The 17,405-nt window shown below is 70.6% G+C and carries 12 protein-coding genes and 1 tRNA gene; 2 read left to right on the plus strand and 11 right to left on the minus strand.

Annotated features, from left to right (window positions below):
- Window positions 1-42: 42 nt before the first annotated feature.
- Together dnaG and A3G1_RS0109400 are read left to right on the plus strand one after the other, a co-directional pair.
- Window positions 43-1,893: a DNA primase gene (gene dnaG / locus A3G1_RS0109395; RefSeq protein WP_018349222.1), complete on the plus strand. Its 1,851-nt coding sequence runs from the start codon at window positions 43-45 to the stop codon at window positions 1,891-1,893.
- A 1-nt stretch (window position 1,894) separates the two neighbouring features.
- On the plus strand, window positions 1,895-2,401 hold the full coding sequence (locus A3G1_RS0109400; RefSeq protein WP_018349223.1) for a hypothetical protein: 507 nt from the start codon (window positions 1,895-1,897) through the stop codon (window positions 2,399-2,401).
- Between the two features lie 10 nt (window positions 2,402-2,411).
- Here A3G1_RS0109400 and A3G1_RS0109405 read toward each other — a convergent pair whose 3' ends face one another.
- From A3G1_RS0109405 to A3G1_RS0109455, 11 genes are all read right to left on the minus strand, one after another.
- Complete coding sequence (locus A3G1_RS0109405; protein ID WP_040477990.1) at window positions 2,412-2,645, minus strand: hypothetical protein; 234 nt, start codon at window positions 2,643-2,645, stop codon at window positions 2,412-2,414.
- A 70-nt stretch (window positions 2,646-2,715) separates the two neighbouring features.
- Entirely contained in the window at window positions 2,716-3,984 is a 1,269-nt protein-coding gene (locus tag A3G1_RS0109410) for a DNA cytosine methyltransferase (RefSeq protein WP_040477963.1), read from the minus strand.
- Between the two features lie 114 nt (window positions 3,985-4,098).
- Window positions 4,099-4,171: transfer RNA gene (locus A3G1_RS0109415), tRNA-Asn, on the minus strand.
- Window positions 4,172-4,284: 113 nt separating this feature from the next.
- Entirely contained in the window at window positions 4,285-4,575 is a 291-nt protein-coding gene (locus A3G1_RS0109420) for a DUF4286 family protein (protein WP_018349226.1), read from the minus strand.
- A complete protein-coding gene (locus tag A3G1_RS0109425; protein ID WP_157641029.1) occupies window positions 4,575-6,368 on the minus strand; it encodes a hypothetical protein in 1,794 nt (597 codons plus the stop codon). Before A3G1_RS0109425 ends, A3G1_RS0109420 begins: the two co-directional genes overlap by 1 nt.
- 116 nt (window positions 6,369-6,484) lie before the next feature.
- Window positions 6,485-7,471 carry an NAD(P)/FAD-dependent oxidoreductase gene (locus tag A3G1_RS0109430; RefSeq protein WP_018349227.1) on the minus strand — a complete coding sequence of 329 codons (987 nt, stop codon included), beginning with the start codon at window positions 7,469-7,471 and terminating at the stop codon, window positions 6,485-6,487.
- A gap of 75 nt (window positions 7,472-7,546) precedes the next feature.
- Window positions 7,547-8,743 (minus strand): deoxyguanosinetriphosphate triphosphohydrolase, encoded by a 1,197-nt coding sequence (locus tag A3G1_RS0109435; RefSeq protein ID WP_018349228.1) that lies wholly within the window; start codon window positions 8,741-8,743, stop codon window positions 7,547-7,549.
- A 27-nt stretch (window positions 8,744-8,770) separates the two neighbouring features.
- Window positions 8,771-10,645, minus strand: a complete 1,875-nt coding sequence (locus A3G1_RS34020; protein ID WP_018349229.1) for a hypothetical protein — start codon at window positions 10,643-10,645, stop codon at window positions 8,771-8,773.
- A 165-nt stretch (window positions 10,646-10,810) separates the two neighbouring features.
- On the minus strand, window positions 10,811-13,483 hold the full coding sequence (gene ppdK, locus A3G1_RS0109445; RefSeq protein WP_018349230.1) for a pyruvate, phosphate dikinase: 2,673 nt from the start codon (window positions 13,481-13,483) through the stop codon (window positions 10,811-10,813).
- Window positions 13,484-13,784: 301 nt separating this feature from the next.
- Entirely contained in the window at window positions 13,785-16,094 is a 2,310-nt protein-coding gene (locus A3G1_RS0109450; RefSeq protein ID WP_018349231.1) for a Tex family protein, read from the minus strand.
- Window positions 16,095-16,145: 51 nt separating this feature from the next.
- Window positions 16,146-17,348, minus strand: coding sequence for a cytochrome P450 (locus A3G1_RS0109455; RefSeq protein WP_018349232.1), 1,203 nt, complete (start codon window positions 17,346-17,348; stop codon window positions 16,146-16,148).
- Between the last annotated feature and the right edge of the window lie 57 nt (window positions 17,349-17,405).

The following is a 17,405-nucleotide window of genomic DNA, read 5'->3' on the forward strand; positions in this document are numbered from 1 at the left end:
GCGAAACAACAGGCGGCAGGGCAGCGGATCGGGAGGCTCAGGGTGTCGGGCAAGATCCGGGACGAGGACATCGCGCTGGTCCGGGAGCGGACCTCGATCGCAGAGGTCATCTCCGAGCACGTCACGCTCAAGCCAGCCGGCGGCGGCAACCTCAAGGGCCTGTGCCCGTTCCATGATGAGAAGTCCGCGTCGTTCAATGTGAGTACCGCCCGAAATGTCTTCTACTGTTTCGGTTGCGGAGCTGGTGGCGACGCGATCTCGTTCATCCAGCAGATCGACCACCTCAGCTTCGTCGAGTCGATCGAGCGGCTGGCGGCGAAGGCCGGCATCCAGCTGCGGTACGCGGAGGCGGGCAGCGGGGGCGGGCAGCCACGGCAGCAGCAGGCCGGGCAGAAGCAGCGGCTGATCGCCGCGCACCGCGACGCCGCCGAGTTCTACGCCAGCCAGCTCGGCACGCCGGGTGCCCGGGCCGCGCGGGAGTTCCTGGCGCAGCGGAGCTTCAGCCGGGAGCACGCCGTCGAGTACGGCTGCGGGTACGCGCCGGACGCCTGGGACACGCTGTCGCGGCACCTGAGGCAGAAGGGGTACACGAGCCAGGAGCTCATCACGGCCGGGCTGGCCAAGGAGGCCAGGTCCGGCAGCCTGATCGACCGGTTCCGCCGCAGGCTGCTGTGGCCGATCAAGGACCTCGGCGGCGACGTGATCGGCTTCGGCGCGCGCAAGCTCTACGAGGACGACGACGGCCCCAAGTACCTGAACACGCCGGAGACCCCGCTCTACAAGAAGTCCCACGTGCTCTACGGCATCGAGCACGCCAAGCGGGACATCGCCAAGCAGGGCCGCGCGGTGGTCGTCGAGGGGTACACGGATGTCATGGCCTGTCACCTGTCCGGCGTGCCGACGGCGGTGGCCACGTGCGGGACAGCCTTCGGCTCCGACCACATCGGAGTGCTCCGCCGGCTGCTGCACGACCTGAACACCAACGGCGAGATCATCTTCACCTTCGACGGCGACGCTGCCGGGCAGAAGGCCGCGCTGCGGGCGTTCGCCGACGACCAGCGGTTCGCCTCGCAGACCTTCATCGCGGTCGGGCCGGACGGGATGGACCCGTGCGAGCTGCGGCTGGCCAAGGGCGACGCCGCCGTCCGCGACCTGGTCGCCCGGCGGGAGCCCCTGATCACGTTCGCGCTGCGGACCCTCACCGGCAAGTACGATCTGTCCACTCCGGACGGCCGGATCGGCGCGCTCCGCGAGGCCGCCCCGCTGGTCGCGCAGATCAAGGACCGGGAGCTGCGCCCGGAGTACGCACGGAAGCTCGCAGGTGACCTCGGCATGGAGGTCGAGCCGGTGCTGCGCGCGGTGACCCAGGCCGCTGGCAAGGCCGAGCCGCCCCGTCCGCGGGCCGCGGCGAGTGCCGTCAGCGAGCCACAGCGGCTGGTCGAGCGGGAGGCGCTCAAGCTCGCGTTGCAGTCCCCCGTGCTGGCCGGCCCGTTCTTCGACGCGATCGACGAGACGCCGTACAGCTTCCCGCCGCACGTGGCGCTGCGGCAGGCGATCACCTCGCTCGGCGGGGCCGCGACGGCGTCCGGCGGTGCCGACTGGGTCGAGCGCATCCGCGACAACTGCGATGACCTGGCGGCCAAGGCGCTCGCCGCCGAGCTGGCCGTCGAGCCGCCGAGGTGCGACGGGGAGCCCGACCACCGGTATGTGAACATCACCCTCGCCCGGCTCCAGCTCCCGGCCGTCGAGCGCCGGATCGGCGAGCTGAAGGGCGGCATCCAGCGGCTGAATCCGGTGGAGAACAAGGACGAGTACCTGCGGCTCGCCAGCGAGCTGTTCGCGCTGGAGCAGCAGCGGCGCGGGCTGCGCGAGCAGGCTGTCGGGGGGCTCTGAGATGTTCTTCCGCAAACCGAAGCTCCCGGCCGATGCCCGTCCGGACCTCGCGCCGGACGAGCGCGTCGTCGCCTGGGCAGCCACAGTGGACGGTCACGTGGTCGCGACCACCGTCGGGCTCTGGCTGGGCAAGGAGCGGCGGCTCCGCTGGGACGAGATCAGCAAGGCGAGCTGGTCGGGCTCGGCGCTGACGATCGTCCCCGGGCCCGCCGGCGGGTACACGGACGAGGTGGGGCTGGTGGCCGAGGAGGAGCCGGTCAGCTTCGCGCTGACGGTGCCCGGCGAGATCCCGCGTCAGGTGCACGAGCGGGTGACGCGTTCGGTGGCCTACACGAGTCATCACCTGCTGCCCGGAGCGCCGGGTGGCGTGCGGGTGCTGGCGAGGCGGGTGCCGGGCATCAACGGGCTGCGCTGGGCTGTCCGCTTCGACGCCGGTGTCGACCCCGAGGATCCGGCGGCCCGGGCCGCGGCGCTGGAGCTGGTCCACGCCGCGCAGCAGGAGTTCTAGGGCCCTGGGGTCAGACGCCGACGGAGTGGTCCTCGTGCCGGAAGGCGCGGACCACGGCGTCCTTGCCGGTGTGGACGAGCTTGCCTGCCTGTTCCTGCACCACTCCGGCGGCCTCCTGCACCGTGGGGCTCTGCCGGACCTTGCGGGCCACGCGGGCGATCTGGTCGTACCGCGACCGGCCGGCCTTGGCGCCGAGGATGTACCCGGCTGCGGCGCCGAGGACGAACGCCACTTTCCATCGCATGCTCATCACCTCATACTGCCCGAAAGTGCCGCCGCGCGGGCAGTACCCGGCACGCGAGGACGGTAAACGCTCAGCTGATCCGGGCCCGGTACCGGGAGAACAGCTCGTGCCGCTCGTGGTCGGCCTGGCCGGTGAAGGCCTTGAACCTGCCGAGCCGGTAGGCGGCACCCGTCTTGCCCTCCGCGATCTCGATCTCGAAGTCCCGGCCGAGGAGGCTGATCCGCCGTTCGAGCTCGGGGGCGTCGAGGTCGAGGCCTGCGGCGCGGGCGATCTGGGCAGGGGTCATGTGCCCGCCGTGCTCGCGGAGCGCCCGGTAGACCGGGTCCTGCTCCGGGCCGGCGTCGCGTTCCCTGGCCGGGCCTTCCTGGCGGAGCGCGACGGCGATGGCCTGGCCGACGGCGCGGGCGACGGGCGGCGGGAAGGCGTTGCCGATCTGCCGGTACCTGGTGGTCTTGCGGCCGGTGAACTCCCAGCCCCACGCGTCGTCCCAGCCCTGGATGCGCGCGACCATCTCGCAGGTGAGCCGGGGCCCGACCGGGTACTCGGCTCCGGGCGGCGGTGGGGCGTCGGCCACGCCCATGCCGTCGACGCCCAGCTCGGCCCAGGCGCGCTTGGCCCGGGTCGGCCCGAGGTCCGCGCCGCCGTGCTTCTTCGAACCGCCCACAATGGTCGGTGCGATCCGGTCGGCTCGGCGTGCCCAGTCAGCGGCGCCCTCCCAGCCGGCCGAGCCCATCAGGTCCTCCAGCGCCGCCCCGACCGTGACCTGGCCGGCGAGCGGCTGCGGCCAGTGGAAGTACGGGGCATGCTCGGGCTGGAGCGCCACGAGCACGAACCTGGGCCGCAGCTGGGGCACGCCGTAGTCGGAGGCGTGCAGGAGCCGCCACTCGCCGACGTAGCCGAACTCGCGCAGCCGGTCGAGGACGTGCTGCCGGTACCCGGTGAAGCGGGGCATGCTGAGCCCCCGGACGTTCTCCAGCAGCAGCGCGCGGGGCTTGACCACGTCGACCTGTTCGATGGCCCACGCGAACAGGTCCCGCTCGTCGGACGCGCCGAGCTGCTTGCCTGCGATGCTGAAGGGCGGGCACGGCACGCCACCGGCCAGCAGGTCGATGCCCTGGTAGTCGGCGGGCTTCCACACCTCGGGGTCCGCGACGTCGCCCTGGGCGATCCGCCAGCCGGCGCGGGCCGGGTGCCGGTCGCGGTTGGCCTCCAGGGTGCGGCAGGCGTTCTCGTCGAGCTCCACGGCGAGCCGGTGGCCGAATCCGGCCAGTTCCAGCCCGAGCGCCTGGCCACCAGCCCCGGCACAGATCTCCACGGCTTCAAGGTCGGCGGATCGCATCACCAGAGGCTAGCGGACGCCGGCGGGGGCGACTGTGGACGGCCGGCGGGCCCCGCCGGTACACAGAAAAAGTCCCTGACCTGTGTTTCCACTGGTCAGGGACTTTTGATCCTGCTCCCGCGACTGGACTCGAACCAGTAACCCTCCGGTTAACAGCCGAATGCTCTGCCAATTGAGCTACGCGGGATCGTGCTTTTCTTGCCGTCTTGCTTGCCGTGCTGAGATAGGTTACATGACACCCCCCGGAGTGGTGCAACCCGGTACCCTGTCTGCCGGCCAGATGTTTCCCGGGTCCCGGCCTCAGGCGAGGTAGGTGCGCTCGCCGACCGTCCGGGTGGCCTTCACCTCTGGGAACTGGCTGGCGCCGTCGGCCCGGAGCCCGGCGGCCGGGCCCGCCTCGTAGGCGGCGAAGGCCTCGCGGGACGCGAAGACGTACCGGCTCTCCACCGTCCCGTCGTCGAGCACGGTCACCTCGCCGGAGGTCGCGCCGGCCGCGACGACGGCCGCCACGTGCCCGTCGTGCAGCCAGGCCAGGAAACGGTCGCGCTCGGCCGGCGACGTGAACTCGGAACGCACCGCGTAGATCAGCATCAGCTCACCGGCTTCTTCGTGTACATGGTCAGCAGGTCCTGCCCGTTGGCCGTCTCGAACGTGACCCCGCCGAACTGGGACTTGCCGTCCTTGCGGATGTTCTGCCCGACCCAGGCGCCGGCCGCGTTCTGCGGTGAGAGGAACGGCAGGCCCGCCGCCATCGCGAAGAACGGCTGGAGTTCCTTGTCGGTCACCTTGGTCTCGCTGGTGATCCCGGTGCCGCCGTTGGCGACGATGCCGGTCACGCTCTCCTCGTCGATGAAGTGGATCGTGACGCTGAACGTCGCGTTGACCACCAGCTTCTCGCAGCGCGCGATGGTCTTGCCCGGCGGCATGCAGGTGAAACCGTCCTTCTTGAGCTTCTCCATCACGCCGGTCGTGGTGATGCCGGGAACCGCCCCTGCGCTGGCCTGCTGCCCGCCCTGCGGCCCGAAGTACCAGTAGCCCACACCAGCCAGGAGCAGCAGGACACAGACAACACCAATGATCGTGTACTTGTTCAGGAAACCGCCGCGCCCGGTGCTCTCCCGTTCGAGCCGCTCGGAACGGGCGTCGCGGCTGTCAGCCCGGCGGACCGCCGACGGAGCCTGCTGGCCGCCCTGCTCGTAGGCCTGCTGCTCCTGCGCGTACTGCTGCGGGTCGTACTGCTGCTGCTGGTCGTAGGACTGGTCGTACTGCGGCGCCTGCTGCTGTTCGTAGGCCGGCTGCTGCTGGGGGTACGCGGGCTCGGCAGCCCGGCGGGGCATCCGGGGCTCGTCGTACCGGCGGCCTCCGTGCGGCACCTCCAGCCACTCGTCGTTGCGGGCCTGACGGCGCGTGTCGCCCCGGCCGGGTGACGCCCAGGCGTCCTGGCGGGGCGTTTCGCGCCAGGCCTCCTCGTCGTCCCATTCGCGGCGGCGGCGCCTGCGCGGCGGCGGGGGAATCCGGACCTGCTCGCTCGCCGGGAGGCCGAGGGACGCGCTGGCCCAGGTGGGCTCGTCGCCGGGCGCGGCCTGGTACGAGCGGCCGTAAGCCTGCGGCTCGGGCATCGCGTAACCCTGCGGCTCCGGGACGGCGTATGTCCCCGTCTCGGACGGCGTGCCGTAGGTCTGAGGCTCGGGCGTGGCGTAGCCCTGGGGCTCCGGGACCGTGTAGCTCTGGGGCGGCGGGACGGCGGCGTGGGAGCCGGAGGTCGGCTCACCGTGCACGTACTGCGCCGGAGCCGCGTGGGAGCCGGTGGTGGGCTCGAGCTGCTGGTACGAGGGCACGGCGGCGTGGGAGCCGGAGGTCGGCTCGCCGTGCGGGTACTGGGGCACGGCGGCGTGGGAGCCGGTGCCCTGCGGCTTCGGCACGGCGTATGAGCCGGTGGACGGGCCGCCGTACGTGGTGCCGGCCGGCGGCACCGGAGGCACGGCGTGCGAACCGGTGGGCGTGCCCGGCGCCTGGTACGGCCTGGCCTCGGGGACGGCGTAACCATCCGGGGCCGGGTACTGCTGACCCGGCGAGGGCTGGGCCGGGTAGGCGGGCTGCTGTGGCTCTACCTGGCGGCCGTAGACCCGGGGCTCGGGCGGCGCGCTGTACTCCTGCGGGGGCTGCTGCGGGGTGCCGTAGACGGCCGCCGAGCCGTACACACGCGGCTCCGGCGGCGGAACCTGGCTGTACGCGCCGGAGCCACGCGGCTCTGGCTGCGCGTACTCCCCCGGCGCCTGGCGGCGCATGATGCCCGTGGGCTGGTCGTAATCGTCGTGATCACGACGGGGCTGCTCCCAGGGCTCACGGGGATCTTCGTCGGGGGACGGTGTCCAAGGTTGCACAGGCCGGAGTCTATCCGCTCCGGGGAACGGACTGATCAGCCTGAGCGGCAGTCGTCACCGACTCCGGCGTATGATGACAAATCAGCTATCCGGCTGGTGGAGCTGCTCAGAAGCGGTTATCCGGCGTCCGATGAGTGCCCCGGGAACAGGTGCGCGGCGGGGTCTATCGCGACTGCGGCATTGTTCACAGCCGTGGCCGCCTCACCGAAACCGGTCGCGATCAGCCGGACCTTGCCCGGATATTCCGTGATATCCCCTGCGGCGAAGACACGCGGCAGATTGGTCGCCATGGTCGAGTCGACCCAGACGTGCCGCTTGTCGAGCCGCAGGCCCCACTCGGCGAGCGGGCCGAGGTCCGCGATGAAGCCGAGCGCGGCGACGACCGTCTCGGCCGGCAGGACCACCGGCTCCTCACCCCGGGCCACCACCCGGACACCGGTCACGCGCTCCTCGCCCAGGATCTCGGTGACCTGCGCGTTCACCAGGATGCGCACGCCGAGCTCCTTGACCCGGGCGACGGTCCCCGCGTGGGCCCGGAAGGCGTCGCGCCGGTGGATGATGGTCACGCCGGCCGCGATCGGCGCGAGGGCCATCGCCCAGTCGAAGGCCGAGTCGCCGCCGCCGACGATGACGACCCGCTGGCCGGCGTGGTCATCCAGGTGCGGTACAAAATAGACAATGCCCGCGCCAGTGAAGGACCCGGCGGCGGGCAGCGGCCGGGGGCTGAAACTGCCGATCCCCCCGGTGAGCAGCACAGCTCCAGCGTGGACAGCGGTGCTGTCCGCAAGAGTCAGTACCGGCCGTTCCTCGGCGTAGGACAGCTTGTCGGCCTGCACGCCGAGCAGGTAGCGCGGCTCGAAGGGTGCGGCCTGGGCGACGAGCCCCTCGACCAGGTCACGGCCGCGGATGGCGGGGAAGCCGGCCACGTCGTAGATCATCTTCTCCGGATACATCGCGGTGACCTGGCCGCCCGGCTCGGGCAGGGCGTCGATCAGCACGGTGCTCAAGCCGCGGAATCCCGCGTAGTAAGCCGCGAACAGGCCCGCTGGGCCCGCCCCGACGATCGCGATGTCGACGTCGATCCGCTCGGTGACCGCCATCATTCCACGGTAACCACGTCATAAGATCCAAAACAGAGCCCATTTTGTACCCGGATGAGCGGTTCACTGTGGCCCGGGTCAGCCGACCAGTCTCCGGTGCCAGGTGACCGCTCCGGGGTCGGTGAGGCTGGCGACCTGGTCGATGACGACCCGGAGGCGGGCAGCGTCGGTGGGCGCCGCGCGCCACAACGGGGCGAACACCGGGTCGAGGGCGTCAGGGGCCCGGAGGGTGAGGGCGTGCACGAGTTCGGCGAGGAGGTCGCGCTGGCGGGCGTAGCCGGGCTCGGCGCCACGGCGGCGCATCACGTACCGGAGGGCCAGCCCCTTCAGCAGCGCGCACCGGGCCCGGTCGAGCCGTGGCACGACCAGGTCTGCGCCGTACCGGCTCAGCGGCTTGTCCCCGAACGCCTCCCGGGTCGCCGTCACCGCCGACGCCACGAACCGTCCAGTGAGGACACTCGTGGCCCCCTTCAGGGCCGCCTGCGCGCCGTGACTGCCGTCGTACGCGGCGAGCGGAGCCAGCACCGGATCGGCCAGCAGTTCGTCGAGGACGGGCGCGAGGAAGTCAGGTGACTCGGCGGAGTACTCGAAGGCCACGTCCTGGCAGAGTGCGACCCGCTCGTCCACTGCGGACAGGCCGGCCAGCTTGATGTACCCGCCGTGGATGCCGTCCTCCACGTCGTGCACCGAGTACGCGACGTCGTCGGCCCAGTCCATCACCTGGGCTTCGAGGCAGCGGTGCTCGTCCGGCGCGCCCTCACGGAGCCAGGCGAAGATCTCGGCGTCGTCGGCGTACACGCCGAACTTGCGGGAACCCGGCCGGTGCGGCCACGGGTACTTGCTGATCGCGTCCAGTGTGGCGCGGGTCAGGTTCAGGCCGGCCCCGGGCACCTTGGCCTCCAGCCGGGCCACGACCCGCAACGTCTGGGCGTTGCCCTCGAAACCGCCACAGGACGCGGCGACGGCGTGCAGCGCGTCCTCTCCGTTGTGGCCGAACGGCGGGTGCCCGAGGTCGTGCGCGAGGCAGGCCGTGTCCACGACGTCGGGGTCGCAGCCCAGGCGCTCGCCCAGCTCACGGCCGATCTGCGCGACTTCGAGGGAGTGGGTCAGCCGGGTACGGGGAAAGTCGCCCTCGCCGGCGGTGTGCACCTGCGTCTTGGCGGCCAGCCTGCGGAAGGCCGCCGAGTGCAGCACCCGCGCGCGGTCCCTGGCGAAGGGACTCCGCCCGGCGGCGGAGTCCTTCGGCGGTTCGGGGGCGAACCGGAGATCGTCCATCTCCCCAAGGCTACGTCCTCTCCGGGGCTACGGAGCCGAGAAGCTCTTCACGTCCCAGACCCAGACGCCGCCCGATTCCTTGCCGGGGCCAAACAGGGCCTCACCGAGGGCGTACAGCTGGGCCTCGTTGTACTCGCCCTTCGGCAGGACGACCACGTCGGCCTTCCAGAACGTGAGGTCGTCCTTGGCCTGGTTGCGGACGTCGTCCGTGATCTGCGGCAGCTCGCCGCTGCGCCAGACATGGCTGATCAGGTGGCCGGTCGGGCGGCGTTCGGCGTTGTAGAAGCCGACCTTGTCCGGGCCGTGCGGGCCGACGAAGTAACCCTCGATGTTGCGGAAGCCCATGTTCGTGGCCAGCTGCCAGCGCACGGGCTGCATGTTCGAGTTGTCGGACACCGGCAGCGAGACCAGCGAGCGACCGTCCCTGATGTACTGCTTCCACGTGCCGGCCGTGAAGAACTCCGGGATGGACCGGCGCTCGATCGCCGGCAGCGGTACGGGGATCAGCGGCACCATCACGGCGGCGATCGCGCCGAACCAGAGCAGCTTCGCCGGGAGCCGCTTCGTGGTCTGCTCCTCCCCGCCGGAATCGGCTGCCCGCCAGGCCGCGCTGACCGCGACGATCCGGGCCGTGCCGAGCGCGAGGATCGCTGCCATCGCCGGCATCGCGACGAACGTGAGCCGGCCCGGCAGGATCGAGCCGACCAGCGGCAGGCCGGAGAACAGCTTCCACGGGCCGGGGATGCCGGTCCGCTGCGTGTTGATGATGATCTCGGTACCGAGTGAGAGCACCAGGAACGTGCCAGCCGTGATCGCCAGCGCCTTGACCAGCGCGGAGCCCCGCCACAGCCAGGCTGCGACCACGCCGGTCAGGATCAGCAGCGCCCAGCCGAAGAAGCCGTTCTCCTCGGTGGGGTTCATGGCGATGATGCCGGCCACCGTCCGGCCACCGCCGATGATCTGGCTGCCGTAGGTGGTCAGCGAGTACAGGTCGTTGCCGGCCGCGGCGGCGTGCGGGAGGCCGTTGTAGGACTGCGGGCCGTAGAACTGGTACCAGAGCGGGTAGCCGGCCAGCACCACCGTGACCAGCACAGCCACGCCCAGCCCGGCCAGGAACGGCTTGAGGGCCTCAAGGGCTGCCTTGTGGATGATCAGCGCGTACACGATGGTGAAGAAGCCCAGGCCCATCGCGGCGACGAGCAGCGGCTCCTCGCCGATGAAGATCTGCCAGGTGATCAGCAGGCCGGCGATGACGCCGTTGCGCAGCCAGCGGCCGGGCTCACGCAGCTTGATCACGCGCCAGACGATCACGGGGAGCAGGAACTGGGCCACATAGTTCAGGTGCCCGCCGTTGGCGTGGGAGATCATCGGCGGGGCGAACGCGCAGAACGCCGCCGCGATCACGGCGCCGGCCCGGGAGGACGGCACCAGGTGCCGGGAGAACAGCCAGTACCACCCGATCGCCGTGCCGGCCAGCGAGCCGGTCAGGATGACGGCGAAGGTCACCGACGGCCCGAACAGCAGGGTCACCGGGATGAGCGGGATCGACAGGCCCATGATCGAGGTCTGGGCCATCACGTTGATGCCCAGCGGCATGTTGATCATGTCAGTGAACAGCGGATTCTGCCCGTTCAGCACCGAGTGCGTGACGAGCTGGATGATCCACTCGAAGCCCTGCTGGTCCGCGTGAGTGATCTTGAGGTACCTGGTCACCGGGTTCACCCAGAGCTGGGCGAGCAGCAGGAGGCTGACCATGACGAAGCCGCCAGCCACCATCAGGCCGGCGCTCTGGCGCTCTTTCCTGGCGGCGTCGGCCGCGGCCTCTTCGTCCGGCGCGAGAACGCCGTCCCCATCATCGTCCGGCGCGAGCACGCCGTCTCCCTTGGCGATCTCGGTCGGCATGGCGGCGAGCTTACACGGCGGTTCCCTTCCGGAATCCCCTCGCGAGCCTCACACTCACCGATCTTGTCCGACTGGGTATGACAATACAGACATCCTGCCGGGTCGATGCGGGGAACGTGGGACCCCTCAAGTCGCTATAGCAGCATGAGGGGTCCCACGTGCACGTCAGCGGGAGTCGGAGCCCGCCGCCTCCGAGGCGGCCCGGCCGGCTTCCAGGCGGGCGACCGGTACCCGGAAGGGCGAGCAGGACACGTAGTCCAGCCCGACCTCGTGGAAGAAGTGCACCGAGTCCGGGTCGCCGCCGTGCTCGCCGCACACGCCGAGCTTGAGGTCGGGGCGAGCCTTCCGGCCCTCCTCCGCGGCGATCCTCACCAGGCGGCCGACGCCGTCACGGTCCAGCGTCTCGAAGGGCGACACGCCGAAGATGCCCTTCTCCAGGTACGCGGAGAAGAAAGCGGCCTCCACGTCGTCCCGGGAGAAGCCCCAGGTGGTCTGGGTGAGGTCGTTGGTACCGAAGGAGAAGAACTGGGCGGCCTCGGCGATCTGCCCTGCGGTCAGCGCCGCGCGCGGCAGTTCGATCATGGTGCCGATCAGCGCGTTGATCACGACGCCGGTCTCGTCGGCGACCTGGGCCAGCACCGTCTCGGCGTCCGAGCGGACCGCCTCCAGTTCCTGCACCGCGCCGACCAGCGGAATCATGATCTCCGCGCGCGGGTCGCCGCCGGCCGAGATCCGGGCGGCAGCGGCCTCGGCGATCGCCCGGACCTGCATCGTGAACAGGCCGGGGATCACCAGGCCGAGCCGGACGCCGCGCAGGCCGAGCATCGGGTTCTGCTCGTGCAGCTTGTGGACGGCCTGGAGCAGGCGCAGGTCGTTCTCGTGCTTCTCGCCCCTGGCCTCGGCCAGCGCGACCCGGACCGACAGTTCCGTGATGTCCGGCAGGAACTCGTGCAGCGGCGGGTCGAGCAGCCGCACGGTCACCGGCAGCCCGTCCATCGCCTCGAAGATCCCGATGAAGTCCTCGCGCTGGAGCGGCAGGAGGCCGGCCAGCACCTCCTCGCGCTCCGCGTCGCTGTCGGCCAGGATCAGCCGCTCGACGTGCTGGCGGCGGTCGCCGAGGAACATGTGCTCGGTCCGGCACAGGCCGATGCCCTGCGCTCCGTACCTGCGGGCACGCGCGGCGTCCTCCGGGGTGTCGGCGTTGGCGCGCACACCGAGGCGGCGGGTGGTGTCCGCGTGCCGCATGAGCCGGTCGACGGCGCGGACCAGGTCGTCGGAGAGGTCGGTGTGACCCTCGAAGTACTCGGCGACCGGAGAGGGCACGACGGGGACGGAGCCCCGGTACACCTGGCCGGTCGAGCCGTCGATCGAGATCACGTCACCTTCCTCGATGACGATCCCGCCCGGGGCGAGGAGCCGGCGGCGCTTGGTGTCGACGTCCAGTTCCTCGGCGCCGCAGACGCAGGTCTTGCCCATGCCCCGGGCCACGACGGCAGCGTGGCTGGTCTTGCCGCCGCGCGAGGTGAGGATGCCCTCGGCGGCGATCATGCCGTTCAGGTCGTCGGGGTTGGTCTCCCGGCGGACCAGGATCACCTTCTCCCCCGACCGGGACCACTTCACCGCGGTGTACGAGTCGAAGACAGCCTTACCGACCGCGGCACCCGGCGAGGCGTTCATGCCCCTGCCCAGCTTCTCCGCCTTGGTCTCCGCGTCGAACCGGGGGAACATGAGCTGCGCCAGCTGCCCGCCGCTCACCCGGTGCAGCGCCTCGTCGAGGTCGATCATGCCCTCGTCCACGAGCTGCGTGGCGATCACGAACGCCGCGGCCGCCGTCCGCTTGCCGACCCGGGTCTGGAGCATCCACAGCTTGCCGCGCTCGATCGTGAACTCGATGTCACACAGGTCGCGGTAGTGCCGCTCCAGCGTGGACATGATGTCCATCAGCTCGTCGTACGACGACTTGTCGATATGGGCCAGTTCCTGCAGCGGTACCGTGTTCCGGATGCCGGCTACCACGTCCTCGCCCTGCGCGTTGACCAGGTAGTCGCCGTAGACGCCGCGCACACCGGAGCCCGGGTCACGCGTGAAGGCCACACCGGTGCCGGAGTCGGAGCCCAGGTTGCCGAAGACCATCGAGCAGATGTTGACCGCGGTACCCAGGTCGGCGGGGATGCGCTCCTGGCGGCGGTAGAGGATGGCGCGTTCGGAGTTCCACGAGTCGAAGACGGCGTGGATCGCGGCGGCGAGCTGCTCGCGCGGGTCCTGCGGGAAGTCCTCACCGGTGTGGGACTTGTAGATCCCCTTGAAGGTACCGACGAGTTTGCGCAGGTCAGCGGCGTCGAGGTCGAGGTCGTTCTCCGTGCTGCGGACATGCTTGAGGTCTTCGAGCGCGTGCTCGAACTCCTCGCCGGGCACGCCGCGCACGGTCTTGCCGAACATCTGGATCAGGCGGCGGTAGGAGTCCCAGGCGAAACGGTCGTCGCCCAGGCCAACCACGGAGGCGTCGGTCAGGCCGATGTTGAGGACGGTGTCCATCATGCCGGGCATCGAGAACTTGGCACCCGAGCGCACCGAGACGAGCAGCGGGCCGTCCGGGTCGCCGAGCCGCTTGCCCATCTTCTCCTCGAGCGCCGCGAGGTGCTCACCGATCTCCCGCTGGAGGCCCGGCGGCTCGCTCCCGGTGTCCAGGTATGCCCGGCAGGCCTCGGTGGTGATCGTGAACCCGGGAGGCACCGGCAGCCCCAGGTTCGTCATCTCGGCGAGGTTCGCGCCCTTGCCGCCCAGCAGGTCTTTGAGGTCCTTGTTACCTTCGGCAAAGTCGTAAACGAACTTCGTCACAGCAAGCCTCCCGGCCTGTAGCTGCGCCCTGTGCCGGCCCGCACTACGCGCTTTGGCGGCAGGCTAGCGGGTTCAGTTCGACCGAGGGCACCCTTTGGTGACGCTCGGCACACAGTCAGTACACCTCTGTGTTCAAAGTAGCGCATGGCTTGCTGATACCACGCCCATCCGCTCATGAAACGTCACCTGGCCGGGTGGCAATCGACGGGTTGAGGCGTGAGAAAAAGTGGCCTGGGCACGCGAAAAGGGCCGGGCGAACCCGGCCCTTTCCCGTCTGACCTCTGTGGATGCCCGATCGCGGCTACTTGGCCAGGCCCGCCCGGCGGAGGGCGTCGGCCAGGGCGCCACCGGCCGGCTCCTCCCGGCGCTGCTGGCGCGGCTGGCCCCCGCCGCCACGCTGGCCGCCGCGCTGGTCCCTGCCGCCCCGGTCCCGGCCCTGGTCCCTGTCCTTGTTCGCCGGGGGCGGGGTGTCCTCCAGGCGCAGCGTCAGGGAGATGCGCTTGCGCGGGATGTCCACCTCCAGCACCTTGACCTTGACGATGTCGCCCGGCTTGACCACGTCCCTCGGGTCCTTGACGAACGTGCTGGACAGGGCGGACACGTGCACGAGCCCGTCCTGGTGCACGCCGACGTCGACGAACGCGCCGAACGCCGCCACGTTGGTGACGACGCCCTCCAGGACCATTCCCGGCTCCAGGTCGGTGATCTTCTCCACGCCGTCCTTGAACGTGGCGGTCTGGAAGGCCGGTCGCGGGTCGCGTCCCGGCTTCTCCAGCTCCTTGAGGATGTCGGTCACGGTCGGCACGCCGAACGTACCGTCGGCGAACTCCTCCGGCCTGACCTTGCGCAGCGCGGTGGTGTTGCCGATCAGGCCGGACATCTCGCCGGTCGTGGCCGCGAGGATCCGGCGGACCACCGGGTACGCCTCGGGGTGGACGCTGGAGGAGTCGAGCGGGTCGTCGCCGCCCGGGATGCGGAGGAAGCCCGCGCACTGCTCGAAGGCCTTCGGGCCGAGCCGGGCCACGTCCTTGAGCGCCTTGCGGGTCCGGAAGGGTCCGTTGGCGTCGCGGTGGGCGACGATGTTGTCCGCCAGGCTGGGCGTGACACCGGAGACCCGGGTCAGCAGCGGGGCCGACGCCGTGTTCACGTCGACGCCGACCGCGTTCACGCAGTCCTCGACGACGGCGTCCAGCGAGCGGGACAGCTTGGTCTCCGACAGGTCGTGCTGGTACTGGCCGACGCCGATCGACTTCGGGTCGATCTTCACCAGCTCGGCCAGCGGGTCCTGGAGCCGCCGGGCGATGGACACCGCGCCGCGCAGCGAGACGTCGAGGCCGGGCAGCTCCTGGGAGGCGAAGGCCGAAGCCGAATACACCGAGGCTCCGGCCTCCGACACCATCACCTTGGTCAGCTTGAGCTGGGGCATCATCGACAGCAGGTCGGCGGCGAGCTTGTCGGTCTCGCGGGAGGCCGTGCCGTTGCCGATCGCGACCAGCTCGACGTTGTGGGCCTGGCAGAGCCCGGCCAGGGTGGCGATGGACTGCTGCCACTTGTTCTGCGGGACGTGCGGGTAGATGGTGTCGGTGGCGACGACCTTGCCCGTCCCGTCGACCACGGCCACCTTCACGCCGGTACGGAAACCGGGGTCGAGGCCCATCGTCGCGCGGGCTCCGGCCGGGGCGGCCAGCAGCAGGTCGCGCAGGTTGGCGGCGAAGACCCGGACGGCCTCGTCCTCGGCGGCCTGGCGCAGCCGCATCCGCAGGTCGATGCCGAGGTGGACGAGGATGCGGGTCCGCCAGGCCCAGCGCACGGTGTCGAGCAGCCAGCGGTCGGCTGGCCGGCCACGGTCGGCCACGCCCACCTTGGCCGCGATCTCGATCTCGTAGTCGGTGGGACCGGCCTCGTTCGCGCCCGCCGGATCCAGTACGAGATCGAGAACCTCCTCGTTCTCCCCACGGAACAGGGCGAGGATGCGGTGCGAGGGGAGCTTGGCGAAGGGCTCGGCGAAGTCGAAGTAGTCGGCGAACTTGGCGCCCTCGGTCTCCTTGCCCTCCCGGACCCGGGCCGTGACCTGGCCGGAGCCCCACATCCGCTCCCGGAGCGAGCCGATCAGGTCCGCGTCCTCGCCGAACCGCTCGACCAGGATCGCCCGCGCGCCTTCGAGCGCTGCCGGGACCTCCATGCCGAACCCGGCCGCGAGGACCTGCGGGTCGTTCGAGGGGTCGTTCAGCAGCTGGTCGGCCAGCGGCTCCAGCCCGGCCTCCCGCGCGATCTGCGCCTTCGTCCGCCGCTTCGGCTTGTAGGGCAGGTAGATGTCCTCCAGCCGGGCCTTCGAGTCGGCCGCGTTGATCTGGGCTTCCAGCGCCTCGTCGAGCTTGCCCTGCGAGCGGACGGACTCGAGGATGGCGGCCCGGCGTTCCTCCAGCTCACGGAGGTAGCGGAGCCTTTCCTCCAGTGTGCGCAGCTGCTCGTCGTCGAGCATCCCGGTCGCTTCCTTGCGGTACCGGGCGATGAAGGGCACTGTCGCGCCGCCGTCGAGCAGGTCGACAGCCGTGACGACCTGGGCGTCCCTGACGCCGAGTTCGGCGGCGATGCGCTGGTAGATGGACATTCGCCCAATGTAGCGGGGGCCTGTGACAACCAGGCCCCCGCACGTGCGTGTCTAGCTCACATGTACGGGTAACTTGGCGTACCCGCGCAGGAGCAGCTGCGCGTTCATCACCGGCTCAGCCCCCAGCCGCAGCTTCGGGAAGCGCTGGAGCAGCCGTGGCAGGGCGAGGCGGCCCTCCGTGCGGGCGAGGACGGCGCCGAGGCAGTAGTGCGCACCGGCCCCGAAGCTGATCGCCTGCCCCGTCGGCCGGGTCGGGTCGAAGACGCCGGGGTCCGGGAAACGGGCCGGGTCGCGGTTCGCCGCGCCGAGCATGACGAGCATCGACCGGCCGGCCGGGATGTGCACGCCGTCGAGTTCACTGTCCACTGAGGCCCAGCGGACGACGAGGTGCACGGCCGGCTCGTAGCGCAGGATCTCCTCCACGTAGCCGGGGACGCAGTCCGGGTCGGTGCTGACCGCGTGCGCGTGGTCCGGATTGCGGAGCAGCTGGGCCATGCCGTTGCCGAGCATGTTGAGCGTCGTGACGAACCCGGCGTTGAAGGTGACGACCATGTTGCCGATCAGCTCGGTGTCGCTGATCGGCTGCTCGCCGGCCTCCATCGCGGCCAGCAGCGCGCTGAGCAGGTCGTCGCCCGGCCTGGCGCGGCGCAGGGCGATCTGGTCGGTGTAGTAGCCGGCCAGCTCGGCCGCCGCCACGTCCGCCGCGGCCTTCGCTTCCTCGTTGCCCAGGTCGAGGGCCTTGTTGACGGTGTCGACCCGCGGCCGGAACCAGTCGAGGTCCTCCTCAGGGATGCCGAGCAGCGCCGCCATCACCGTCGTCGGGAACTTGTACGCGAACTCCGACATGAACTCCACTTCGGACCCGCCGGACCCGAGATCGGCGATCCGGTCCAGCAGCCGGTCGATCATGCCGGTCATGGCTGGCTCGAGCGCGGAGACCCGGCGCGGGGTGAGCACGGCGTGGAAGAGCCGCCGCATGCGCGGGTGGTCCGGCGGGTTGGCGAACATGGTGGAGTTGAGCAGCGTGTTGTACATCGGGCTGTCTCGCCAGTCCGGCTTCTTGCGGGCCACAATCTCGTGCCCCGTGACGAGGAAACCCGGGTCGCGCAGCACCTTGTCGACGGCGGCGTAGCCGTGGACGATGGCCGCGTGCGGGCTGCTGTCGCCGAGGGCCGCGACCTGGCCCAGCTCGTGCATCGCCGCGTACAGGGGGAACGGGTCCGCCCGTCCCTCCTTTGTGGACAGTTTGGCCATAATGCTATCTATGTTCACAAGTAATTCCTTGATTGTCGGGGCGCTCATTCATTGCGG

The sequence above is a fragment of the Longispora albida DSM 44784 genome (assembly GCF_000379825.1).
Lineage (GTDB): Bacteria > Actinomycetota > Actinomycetes > Mycobacteriales > Micromonosporaceae > Longispora > Longispora albida.

What these genes read in the sequence shown, in the direction of transcription:
- A3G1_RS0109420 (WP_018349226.1), bottom strand. Translation starts at nt 4,575, where the DNA reads ATGCTGATCTACGCGGTGCGTTCCGAGTTCACGTCGCCGGCCGAGCGC.
- A3G1_RS0109450 (WP_018349231.1), bottom strand. Translation starts at nt 16,094, where the DNA reads ATGTCCATCTACCAGCGCATCGCCGCCGAACTCGGCGTCAGGGACGCC.
- A3G1_RS0109400 (WP_018349223.1), top strand. Translation starts at nt 1,895, where the DNA reads ATGTTCTTCCGCAAACCGAAGCTCCCGGCCGATGCCCGTCCGGACCTC.
- A3G1_RS0109405 (WP_040477990.1), bottom strand. Translation starts at nt 2,645, where the DNA reads ATGCGATGGAAAGTGGCGTTCGTCCTCGGCGCCGCAGCCGGGTACATC.
- A3G1_RS0109410 (WP_040477963.1), bottom strand. Translation starts at nt 3,984, where the DNA reads ATGCGATCCGCCGACCTTGAAGCCGTGGAGATCTGTGCCGGGGCTGGT.
- A3G1_RS0109455 (WP_018349232.1), bottom strand. Translation starts at nt 17,348, where the DNA reads ATGGCCAAACTGTCCACAAAGGAGGGACGGGCGGACCCGTTCCCCCTG.
- A3G1_RS0109430 (WP_018349227.1), bottom strand. Translation starts at nt 7,471, where the DNA reads ATGATGGCGGTCACCGAGCGGATCGACGTCGACATCGCGATCGTCGGG.
- A3G1_RS34020 (WP_018349229.1), bottom strand. Translation starts at nt 10,645, where the DNA reads ATGCCGACCGAGATCGCCAAGGGAGACGGCGTGCTCGCGCCGGACGAT.
- A3G1_RS0109435 (WP_018349228.1), bottom strand. Translation starts at nt 8,743, where the DNA reads ATGGACGATCTCCGGTTCGCCCCCGAACCGCCGAAGGACTCCGCCGCC.